Raw genomic sequence first — 10,156 nt, 5'->3', positions numbered from 1 at the left:
TCTCCGCCCCCTGCGCATCGTCGTCGCCGCGGAGACGTACCCGCCGGAGATCAACGGGGCGGCGACCTTCGCCACCCGTCTGGCCGGCGGTCTCGCGGCCCGGGGGCACGAGGTGCACGTCATCGCCCCCTCGGCCTCCGGCTTCCCCAGCACCCGCGACGAGGACAGCGTGCGCGTGCACCGGGTGCGATCGCATCACTGGCCGCTGCACCCCACGTGGATGATCTGCCTGCCCTGGGAGACCCGGCCCGAGCTGGCGCGCCTGCTGGACGTCATCGACCCGGACGTGGTGCACACACAGGCGCATTTCGTGCTGGGGCGCTTCGCCTTCTCCCTCGCGGAGGAGCGGAACATCCCCGTGGTCGCGACCAACCACTTCATGCCGGACAACGTCCGCCCGTACGTCCGCGCTCCCAGGCCCGTCCTCGACGGCGCCACCGCGCTGGCCTGGAAGGACCTGCGGGCCCGCTTCCAGCGTGCGGACCGCATCACCGTGCCCACACAGCTGGCCAGCGATCTCCTCACCCAGAACGGCTTCGACCGTCCGATCGAGGCGGTGAGCTGCGGGATCGACCTCGAGGCCTTCGACCAGGCCCATGCGCAGGCGCGGGCGCGGGCGGAGGAGGCCGAGGCGTCCGGCCGTGCACCGGCCGAGCCCTCCGTGCTGTTCGTGGGCAGGCTCTCGCAGGAGAAGCATCCGGAGACCATCGTCGAGGCGCTCGCGCTCATGGACCCGGGGCTGAGGCTGCACGCGCGGATCGTGGGCGAAGGGGACCAGGCGGAGCCGCTCGCGGAGCTCGCCCGTGCCCGAGGTGTGGGAGACAGGGTGCACGTGCTCGGGAAGGTGGACGATGCGCAGCTGCGGCGTGAGTTCGCCGAGGCGACGTGCTTCTGCATGCCCTCGACGGCCGAGCTCCAGTCCATCGCCACCCTGGAGGCGCTGGCCTCCGGACTGCCCGTGGTGCTCGCCGACGCCGTCGCCCTGCCGCACCTGGTGCGCGACGGGGTCAACGGCCATCTGTTCCGGCCGCTGGACGCGGCGGATCTGGCGGCGAAGCTCACGGCTGTGGTCGCGGCGCCTCCGGAGGAGTACGCCCTCATGCAGGAGGCCTCCCGCGAACTGGTGAAGGCGCACGACATCCGCCGCACCATCACCCGGTTCGAGGAGATCTACCGCGAGGTCATCGCCGAGCGCTCCGCGAGCTGAGCCTCAGTCCACGGTGCTCCGCGGTGCGCCTGCCCGGGTGCGCTCCTGCACAACAGAAAGAGGTGTGCTCCTGCTCGCCCCTCCGTGAGGAAGGGGAGAGCAGGAGCACACCTCTTTCGCGCAGCTGCGCAGGGCGTGAGCGGCTCAGGCGGTCTTGAACGCCACCACCGCGTTGTGCCCGCCGAACCCGAAGGAGTTCGACAGTGCGGCGAGGTCACCGGCCGGGAGCTCCGCAGGGGTGTCCCGGACGATGTTGAGGTTGACCTTGGGGTCCACCTCACTGATGTTGATCGTCGGGGGAGCGAGGCGGTTGTGGAGGGCGAGGATCGTGAAGATCGCCTCCACGGCCCCGGCACCGCCCAGCAGGTGGCCGGTCATTGACTTGGTGCCGGAGACCAGCGCGGAGTCCACGTGGCCGCCCAGCAGCTGGTTGATCGCGATCGACTCGGGAATGTCTCCCACCGGGGTGGAGGTCGCATGCGCATTCACGTGGGCGAGGTCGCCGGGTTCGAGGCCGCCCTGCTGGAGGGCGAGCCGCATGGCGCGCAGAGCGTGCACGCCCGCGGGCTCGTTCGCGGTGATGTGGTGCGAGTCGTTCGACAGGCCCCAGCCGGCCAGCTGCGCGTAGACGCGCGCGCCGCGGGCCCGGGCGTGCTCCTCGGACTCGAGGACGACGGCTCCGGAGCCCTCACCCATGACGAAGCCGTCGCGGTCCACGTCGTAGGGGCGGGAAGCCGTCTCCGGGGAGTCGGTGCGGCGCGAGAGCGCGCGCATCGAGGAGAACGCGGCCAGGGTGATGGGATGGATCGCGGATTCGGAGCCGCCTGCGACCACGACGTCCGCGCGGCCGGAGGAGATCATCTCGTAGGCCTGCCCCAGGCTCTCGGTGGACGAGGCGCAGGCGGAGACCACCGTCTGGACGCCGGCGCGCGCCGCGATGTCCATGCCGATCGCCGCGGCGGGGCCGTTGGGCATGAGCATGGGCACGGTGAGCGGCATGACGCGGCGCGAGCCCTCCTCACGGAGGGTGTCCCAGGCGTCGAGCAGCGTCCAGACTCCGCCGATCCCGGTCGCCCAGGAGACGGAGGTGCGCTCCGGATCGAGGTCCGAGGTGCCGTCCTCGCTGCGGAGGCCGGCGTCCGCGAGCGCCTCACGGGCGCTGACGAGTGCGAAGCGGCTGGAGGGGTCTAGGCGCTTGGCCTCGACCTTCTTCAGCTTGTCGGCGGTGAATTCGGCCGGAACGGTCGCAGCGAAGTCGACGGGGATCTCGTACTTCTCTGCCCAGTCGTTGTCGAGGGTGTGCGCGCCGGGGGTGCCGGCAAGCGCTGCCTGCCAGGTCTCTGCGGCAGTAGCGCCGAGGGGCGTCACGGCGCCGAGGCCTGTGACGACGACAGTGGAACTCATGGTGTGAAACCTCGTCGAATCGAAGGGGGTGTCCGCAGCGGGGCCGAGGGTCGCCCGACCCCGCCGACGGTCGGGAGCTCAGGCCTGCTGTGCCTTGACGATGTAGTCGACGGCGTCCTGGACGGTGACGAGGTCCTTGACGTCGTCGTCCGGGATCTTCACGCCGAACTTCTTCTCGGCGTTGACGACGATGGTCATCATGGAGATCGAGTCGATGTCCAGGTCGTCGGTGAACGACTTGGAGCCCTCGACGGCCGAGGTCTCCAGGCCGGTCTCCTCGTTGACGATCTCTGCGAGTCCTGCGAGGACGTCAGCTTCGCTGTGTGCCATGTGTCTTTCCTTCTCTCATAGTGTCCGCCGGGCAGGCGGCCCCGCAGTGCGGAGCGCGCACGCCCGAGTGGGCAGGAAACGTGATTCGACGACGATCCCGCGCTGATCTTACGTCATCGCGTGCGCGTCGTCAGGGAAGCTCAGGGGAGGACGACGACCTGTGCGCCGTAGACCAGCCCTGCGCCGAACCCGATCTGGAGGGCCAGCTTGCCGTGCAGCTCCGGATTCTCACGGAGCAGGCGCTCGGTGGCGAGCGGGATGGAAGCGGCCGAGGTGTTGCCGTTGTCCGCGATGTCACGCCCGATCTGCACCGACTCCGGGAGCTTCAGCTGCTTGGCGAGCTCGTCGATGATCCGCATGTTGGCCTGGTGCGGAATGAACGCGGACAGATCCGCGGCGGTGATGCCGGCGGCGTCGAGGGCCTGCTGGGCGACCTCCGCCATCTCCCACACGGCCCACCGGAACACGGACGGACCGTCCTGGCGGAGGGTGGGGAACGGCGCCTCGGGGTCGTCCTTCATCTCGATGAAGGAGTTGGTGAGGCGGATGGTCTCCCAGTTCTCGCCCTTGGAGCCCCACACGCTCGCAGCGATGCCGGGGGTGTCCGAGGCGGAGACGACGACCGCGCCGGCTCCGTCGCCGAGGAGGAACGAGATGGAGCGGTCCGTGGGGTCGACGAAGTCGGAGAGCTTCTCCGCGCCGATCACGAGGATGTTGTCCATCGTGCCGGAGCGCACGAGCGCGTCCGCCTGCGCGATGCCGTAGCAGTAGCCGGCGCAGGCCGCGGAGATGTCCCAGGCCGGCACCGGGCCGGTGCCCAGCTTCTCCGTGAGCAGCGCGGCCGCGGACGGCGTCGGGATGCCGGTGGTGACCGTGGCGAGCAGGATGCCGCCGATGTCCGAGGGCTTGAGGCCGGCGTTCGCGATCGCCTCGACCGCGGCCTCCTCGGCCATGTCGGCGACGCTCACGTCCGCACCCGCCCGGTGCCGGGTGATGATGCCCGTCCTCTGCCTGATCCACTCGTCGGACGAGTCGATCGGGCCCACGAGGGCCTCGTTGGGGACCGCGTGCTCGGACCGGCAGCCGCCGATCCCCGTGATGCGGGAGAAGCGTCCGGCCTCGGGTGTCTTCAGTGTGGTCATGGGATTTCCTCTCGGATGATGCCTGGGAGCCCGGCGTGCGGTGGGCTCAGGCGCTCGTGTGTGCCCGGACGAACTCGCGTGCGCCCTCGACGTCCGCTGCGCTCTTCACGGCGAAGACCTCCACGCCCTTCATGGCGCGCTTGGCGAGGCCGGTGAGCGTGCCGCCGGGCACGAGCTCGAGGATGCCGGTGACGCCGGCCTCCAGCAGAGTGGCCTGGCAGAGGTCCCAGCGGACCGGGCTGGTCACCTGGCTCACGAGGAGGTCCAGGTACGCCTGCCCCGATTCCACGCGCGTGCCGTCGGAGTTGGTGAGGATGGGGAGGGAGGGGTCCGCGGGCGTGATCGAGGCCGCGGCCTCGGAGACCGCCTGCGTGGCGGAGCCCATGTACGAGGTGTGGAAGGCGCCTGCGACCTTGAGCGGGATCACCCGGGCACGCTCCGGCGGGTTCTCCGCGAACGCCGCGATCGCGTCCTTGGAGCCGGCGGCCACGGTCTGGCCCCCGCCGTTGACGTTGGCCGGCTCCAGGCCGGCCTCGGCGATGGCGGCGAGCACCTGCTCGGGATCCCCGCCGACCACGGCGGCCATGCCGGAGGGCTCCGCGGCAGCGGCCGCGGCCATCGCCGCACCGCGCACCTGCACGAGGGCCATCGCGTCAGTGGGGGAGAGGATGCCGGCGATCTGCGCGGCGCCGATCTCGCCCACACTGTGCCCGGCGACGAGGTCCGTGGCCAGACCGGCCTCGATGAAGATCTCACGGTAGGAGGCGATCGCCGCCGCCACGAGCAGCGGCTGTGCGAGAGCGGTGTCGGTGATCGTGGCGTCGTCGGAGACGGTGCCGTGGGTCACGAGGTCGATGCCGGAGGCCTCTGCGAGCTCCCCGAGGGCGGAGGCGAAGCCGGGCAGTTCCAGCCAGGAGCTGAGGAACCCGGCCTTCTGGGCGCCCTGTCCAGGGCATGCTGTCACGAGCACGAGTATGTCTTCCCATCAGTCGATTCGGTTGTGCACACTACGACAGCTGTCAGCTGCCGGGGGTCTGTTTGTGGCCGCTCGATAACTGACCGACAGCTGACAGTCGGCCGAACACCAAGGCTATGCGTATCACGAACGACGGCCGGGGCTGCGTGGGATCGAGGCCCACGAGCTCCGTGATCTTCTTCAGCCGGTACCGGACAGTGTTGGGGTGGACCTGCAGCGCCCGGCCCGTCGCCTCGAGCGATCCGCCGTGGTCCAGGTAGGAGGCGACCGTCTCGAGCAGATTGCCGCTGCCCGCGGCGAGCGGTGCGTGGTACCGGTCGATGAGCGCGTCCACCGCGGCCTCGTCGCCGGCGATCGCGCGCTCCGGCAGCAGCGCGTCCGCGTGGACGGGCCGCGGCGTGGACTGCCAGGCGGAGGCGGTGCGCAGCGCCCAGAGCGCGGAGGCGGCGGAGGTGCCGGCCTCGGCGAGCGAGGCGACGACCGGTCCGACCACCACGTGGGAGGGTCCGTAGAAGTGGGAGAGGGCCTCTGCGGCCTGGTCCACGTCCTCGGCACCGCCCAGCACGATGAGCAGGCGGTCGTCGTGGATGCCCACGAGCACGTCCTCGGCCCACTTCCGCGCGGCACGGCGGATCTCGTCGATGCTCTTGTGCGCCGAGCGGCGCGGCGCCCGCCCCAGCACCACGGCCACCTGCCCCTGGGACTGCCAGCCGAAGGCAGCGGAGCGGCTGGCGAGCTCGTCGACCGAGTCGCCGCGGACGAGGGCGTCGACCACCATCGCCTCCAGACGGGCGTCCCAGCTGCCGCGGGCCTCGGCCGCCCGGGCGTAGACGTCCGCCGCGGCGAAGGCGATCTCCCGGGAGTAGACGAGGACCGCGTCCTTGAGCTCGGCCTGCTCCGGGGCGCGCGCCAGGTCCGGGACGCGCTCCTCGACCACCTGCACCACCACGCGCAGCAGCTGGAGGGTCTGCTGGAGCGAGACGGCGCGCACGAGTTCGCGGGGTGCGGAGCGGAAGATGTCGAGGACCATGCGCAGAGGAGTCTGCGGGTCCCGGTACCAGTCCACGAAGGAGGAGATGCCGGAGGTGGCCACCACGGAGACCCACTGCCGGTCCGCGGGCTCCATGCTGCGGTACCAGGGCAGCTGCGCGTCCAGCTGCTGGACGGTGAGCTTGGCGAGCTGCGCCTGGCCGGCCTTGAGCCTGCGGACGGTCTCGGCCCGTCCGCGGAGCTCTGCGGCGGGTGCGGGGGCGGTCTGCTGCTGCGACATAGCGCTCACCCTACCGTCCGGAGCACGAGGATCTTGTAGCGACACGACAACTATTGGTGAGACCGCACAGTCGAAGTGGCGATGCAGACGCAGACCGGGCCCGAGGCCGCGGCGGCCTCCGTGGGGAGGTCACCGCGGTCTCGGGCCCGGCGGGGGTGCGCTGCCGCTCAGGCCGCGCCGCCCTCCAGCGAACCGGAGGTGCCGGCCGTGGGGTCGTCGAGCTGGTAGCGCTCGGCGGCCTCGGCGGCCTTCGAGATGTCGATCGCGCCGGTGTCCGCCAGGCTGATGAGCGCCTGGACGGTCATGGAGGCGCCGTCGATGAGGAACTTGCGGCGCGCGGCCGGACGAGTGTCCGAGATCGCGTAGCCGTCGGCGCCCAGCGAGGTGAAGTGGCCGGGCACGTACTGCCGGATCTGGTCCTGGACGGCGCGCATGTAGTCGCTCGTCGCCACGACCGGCCCCTCGGCCTCACCGAGGACCTGGGTGATGTACGGCTGACGGGCGTCTCCATTGGGATCGAGCAGGCGCTCCTCGTCCGCGGCGAGACCGTCGCGGCGGAGCTCCGACCAGGAGGTGACGGACCAGACGTCCGCGCTCACGCCCCAGTCCTCGTCCAGCATCCGCTGGGCCTCGAGCGCCCAGGCGACCGCCACACCGGAGGCGAGGAGCTGGACCTTGGGCCCGCCGTTGTCCGGGCCGTCGGCCAGCTTGTAGATGCCGCGCAGCAGACCGTCGACGTCCAGGTCCTCCGGCTCCGCCGGCTGCGACATGGGCTCGTTGTACAGGGTGATGTAGTAGAGCACATTGGGGTCGAGCGCCGGGTTCTCCGGGTCCTGGCCGTACATCCGCTCGATGCCGGCGCGCACGATGTGGCCGACCTCGTAGACGTAGGCGGGGTCGTAGGAGACCACCGAGGGGTAGGTCGAGGCGAGCAGCGGGGAATGGCCGTCGCCGTGCTGCAGCCCCTCGCCGGTGAGCGTGGTGCGACCGGCGGTGGCGCCCATGACGAAGCCGCGGGCCATCTGGTCGCCGGCTGCCCAGAAGGCGTCGCCGGTGCGCTGGAACCCGAACATCGAGTAGAAGATGTAGAACGGGATCATCGGCTCGCCGTGGGTGGCGTAGGACGTGCCCACCGCCGTGAGGGCGGAGGTGGCGCCGGCCTCGTTGATGCCCACATGGAGCAGCTGGCCCTGCGGGGACTCCTTGTACGCGAGAAAGAGGTCGCGGTCCACGGAGATGTAGTTCTGTCCGTGCGGGTTGTAGATCTTCGCGGTGGGGAAGAACGAGTCCATGCCGAAGGTGCGGGCCTCGTCCGGGATGATCGGCACGATCCGCTTGCCGAACTCCTTGTCCCGCATGAGGTCCTTGAGCACGCGCACGAAGCCCATCGTCGTGGCGATCTCCTGGTGGCCCGAGCCGCGCTTGGCGACGGCGTAGGCCTTGTCGCCGGGCAGGGAGATCTGCGTGTACTTCGACCGGCGCTCCGGCACGTACCCGCCCAGCTTGGCGCGGCGCTCCTGCAGGTACTGGATCGCCGGGTCGTCCTCGCCGGGGTGGTAGTACGGCGGCTTCTTCGGGTTCTCCTCGAGCTGCTTGTCCGTGATCGGGATGGAGAAGTGGTCGCGGGCCAGCTTGAGGTCCTCGAGCGTCATCTTCTTCATCTGGTGCGTGGCGTTGCGGGCCTCGAACGTGGGGCCGAGCGAGTAGCCCTTCACGGTCTTCACGAGCACCACGGTGGGCTGGCCGGTGTGGGCCATGGCCGCGCGGTAGGCGGCGTAGACCTTGCGGTAGTCGTGGCCGCCGCGCTTGAGGTTCCAGATCTGCTCGTCCGTGTAGTCCTCCACCAGGGCCTTGGTGCGGGGGTCACGGCCGAAGAAGTTGTCGCGGACGAAGCCGCCGTTCTCCGCCTTGTAGGTCTGGTAGTCGCCGTCCGGCGTCTGGTTCATGAGGTTGATCAGTGCGCCGTCGCGGTCCTTGGCCAGGAGGGCGTCCCACTCGCGGCCCCAGACCACCTTGATGACGTTCCAGCCGGCGCCCCGGAAGAACGCCTCGAGCTCCTGGATGATCTTGCCGTTGCCGCGCACCGGGCCGTCGAGACGCTGCAGATTGCAGTTGATGACGAAGGTGAGGTTGTCGAGCTCCTCGTTCGCCGCGACGTGCAGCATGCCGCGGCTCTCCGGCTCGTCCAGCTCGCCGTCGCCGAGGAAGGCCCAGGTGTGCTGCTGCGAGGTGTCCTTGATGCCGCGGTTGTGGAGGTACTTGTCGAACTGCGCCTGCGCGATCGCGTTCATGGGGCCGAGGCCCATGGAGACGGTGGGGTGCTCCCAGAAGTCCGGCATCTGGCGGGGGTGCGGGTACGAGGGCATACCCAGGTTCTTCCCGTTGACCACGTGGCTGGCCTGCTGCCGGAAGCCGTCGAGCTGGTCCTCGCTCAGCCGGCCCTCGAGATAGGCGCGGGCGTACATGCCGGGGGAGGCGTGGCCTTGGAAGAAGACGTGGTCGCCGCCGCCCGGGTGGTCCTTGCCGCGGAAGAAGTGGTTGAGGCCCACCTCGTACAGTGTGGCGGCACCGGCGTAGGTGGAGATGTGGCCGCCCACCTCGATGCCGGGCCGCTGCGAGCGGTGCACGAGCATCGCGGCGTTCCAGCGGTTCCAGCGGCGGTAGGTGCGCTCGACGGCCTCATCGCCGGGGAACCAGGGCTCCGCCTCGGGGCTGATGGTGTTGATGTAGTCGGTCGCGGTCAGGCTGGGCACGCCCACATTGGACATGCGGGCCTTCTCCAGGAGGCTGAGCATGACATAGCGGGCGCGGGCAGGTCCTGCCTCGGCGATGAGGGAGTCGAGGGACTCCAACCATTCCTGCGTCTCTTCCGGATCGATGTCCGGAACCTGGCTCGGAAGCCCGTTGAGGATGGGTCCTCTGGGGTTGTCGGGCACGGCAGTCCTCCTCACGAAGTTTCACGTGCTGCTCTTGGGTCTTCAGCACATGCGGACCGGCCGGCGCGCATGAATGTGGACGCCGCCCGCTCCGCGTACGGATGGTTCCAGCATATGGGCTCCGGCCGGTCCCCGCGGGAACGGGGAGTGATCGGCCGATGTGTTCTTCGACTCGCGGTGCAATGTGCGGGACTGCGCGGGAACGGCGCGCCGGATTTCCGCGCGTCGTTTGCCCGGCGGTGCCAAGCGTGTGGAGAATGGTTGCATGAGCACTTCTGCCTCAGAGAGGAATACACGGGACTCCGCTGCCTCCGCCGCTGCCGCGCTCGACTTCAAGCCGGGCCAGTACGTCCAGGAGATCGGTTACGACGAGGACGTCGACTTCGATCTGCGCGAGTCCATCGAGGCGGTGATCGGCGAGGAGATGGCCGACGAGGACGTGGATGAGGTGTTCGACGCGATCCTCATGTGGTGGAGGGCCGACGACCCGGACCTCACCGATGCCATCGTCGACGCCCAGACGACCCTGGCGGACGGAGGCTTCATCTGGCTCCTCACGCCCAAGGCGAACCGTCCTGGTCACATCCGTCCCGTCGACATCTCCGATGCCGCGCCCACGGCCGGCATGCACGTCACCCGCACCGTGAGCACCGTGCCGGACTGGTCCGCGTGCCTCCTGCTGGGGAGGAAGAACTACGACTGACCTCGGGCGCAGCGGTGCGGGCGGCGGATCTGATGCCGCTGCCCGCACCGCGCATGCCGATGCACCGCGCCCTGACCTTCTGGGTCGCACCGTCCCCCGCCTCGTCCTCCCCGCACACACCGGGGAGGACGTTCCGCTTCTGTCCCCGGCGGGGACCGGGGAGGCCGACCGGGCGGACGGGGCAGAGG

8 protein-coding genes are annotated in these 10,156 nt (G+C 70.1%); 2 read left to right on the top strand and 6 right to left on the bottom strand.

Annotated features, from left to right (window positions below; genetic code table 11):
* The coding region (locus tag Q0A33_RS00465) for a glycosyltransferase (protein WP_291791526.1) at positions 1-1,207 on the top strand (1,207 nt) is incomplete at its 5' end.
* Between the two features lie 144 nt (positions 1,208-1,351).
* Here Q0A33_RS00465 and Q0A33_RS00460 read toward each other — a convergent pair.
* From Q0A33_RS00460 to aceE, 6 genes are all read right to left on the bottom strand, one after another.
* The gene (locus tag Q0A33_RS00460; protein WP_291791523.1) at positions 1,352-2,611 is read right to left on the bottom strand and encodes a beta-ketoacyl-[acyl-carrier-protein] synthase family protein; all 1,260 of its coding nucleotides are present in this window, start codon (positions 2,609-2,611) and stop codon (positions 1,352-1,354) included.
* A gap of 78 nt (positions 2,612-2,689) precedes the next feature.
* Positions 2,690-2,941 carry an acyl carrier protein gene (locus Q0A33_RS00455; RefSeq protein ID WP_291791520.1) on the bottom strand — a complete coding sequence of 84 codons (252 nt, stop codon included), beginning with the start codon at positions 2,939-2,941 and terminating at the stop codon, positions 2,690-2,692.
* A 140-nt stretch (positions 2,942-3,081) separates the two neighbouring features.
* The gene (locus Q0A33_RS00450; RefSeq protein ID WP_291791517.1) at positions 3,082-4,083 is read right to left on the bottom strand and encodes a beta-ketoacyl-ACP synthase III; all 1,002 of its coding nucleotides are present in this window, start codon (positions 4,081-4,083) and stop codon (positions 3,082-3,084) included.
* Positions 4,084-4,129: 46 nt separating this feature from the next.
* The gene (locus Q0A33_RS00445; RefSeq protein WP_291791516.1) at positions 4,130-5,053 is read right to left on the bottom strand and encodes an ACP S-malonyltransferase; all 924 of its coding nucleotides are present in this window, start codon (positions 5,051-5,053) and stop codon (positions 4,130-4,132) included.
* Between the two features lie 49 nt (positions 5,054-5,102).
* Positions 5,103-6,329, bottom strand: coding sequence for a helix-turn-helix domain-containing protein (locus Q0A33_RS00440; protein ID WP_291791514.1), 1,227 nt, complete (start codon positions 6,327-6,329; stop codon positions 5,103-5,105).
* Between the two features lie 167 nt (positions 6,330-6,496).
* Positions 6,497-9,265, bottom strand: a complete 2,769-nt coding sequence (gene aceE / locus Q0A33_RS00435; RefSeq protein ID WP_291791513.1) for a pyruvate dehydrogenase (acetyl-transferring), homodimeric type — start codon at positions 9,263-9,265, stop codon at positions 6,497-6,499.
* A 265-nt stretch (positions 9,266-9,530) separates the two neighbouring features.
* On the opposite strand from aceE, the gene Q0A33_RS00430 reads away from it, so the two are divergent.
* Positions 9,531-9,968 (top strand): DUF3052 domain-containing protein, encoded by a 438-nt coding sequence (locus tag Q0A33_RS00430; RefSeq protein ID WP_291791511.1) that lies wholly within the window; start codon positions 9,531-9,533, stop codon positions 9,966-9,968.
* Positions 9,969-10,156 lie beyond the last annotated feature (188 nt).

The organism is Brevibacterium sp. (genome assembly GCF_022712115.1).
GTDB lineage: Bacteria > Actinomycetota > Actinomycetes > Actinomycetales > Brevibacteriaceae > Brevibacterium > Brevibacterium salitolerans.
Note: the sequence above shows the minus strand (reverse complement) of the source record. Positions and strands in the feature narration are given on the sequence as shown.